Origin of the sequence: Cedecea sp. VD22 (assembly GCF_037150195.1) — a bacterium.
Lineage (GTDB): Bacteria > Pseudomonadota > Gammaproteobacteria > Enterobacterales > Enterobacteriaceae > Cedecea.
The window spans coordinates 1-569 of sequence record NZ_JBBCPX010000049.1 but is presented as its reverse complement, the minus strand read 5'-3'; the positions used below and the strand labels follow the sequence as shown (position 1 = coordinate 569).

The following is a 569-nucleotide window of genomic DNA, read 5'->3' as shown; positions in this document are numbered from 1 at the left end:
TTGGTGCCTTCGGGAACTCTGAGACAGGTGCTGCATGGCTGTCGTCAGCTCGTGTTGTGAAATGTTGGGTTAAGTCCCGCAACGAGCGCAACCCTTATCCTTTGTTGCCAGCGGTTCGGCCGGGAACTCAAAGGAGACTGCCAGTGATAAACTGGAGGAAGGTGGGGATGACGTCAAGTCATCATGGCCCTTACGAGTAGGGCTACACACGTGCTACAATGGCGCATACAAAGAGAAGCGACCTCGCGAGAGCAAGCGGACCTCATAAAGTGCGTCGTAGTCCGGATTGGAGTCTGCAACTCGACTCCATGAAGTCGGAATCGCTAGTAATCGTAGATCAGAATGCTACGGTGAATACGTTCCCGGGCCTTGTACACACCGCCCGTCACACCATGGGAGTGGGTTGCAAAAGAAGTAGGTAGCTTAACCTTCGGGAGGGCGCTTACCACTTTGTGATTCATGACTGGGGTGAAGTCGTAACAAGGTAACCGTAGGGGAACCTGCGGTTGGATCACCTCCTTACCTAAAAGATACAACCCGCGTAGTGCTCACACAGATTGTCTGATAGA

Annotated in this window: 1 rRNA gene; it reads left to right on the top strand. The window is 52.7% G+C overall.

From position 1 onward, the window contains the following. Positions 1 to 522: ribosomal RNA gene (locus tag WFK85_RS23420) — 16S ribosomal RNA — on the top strand; the annotation flags it as partial. Positions 523 to 569: the final 47 nt, after the last annotated feature.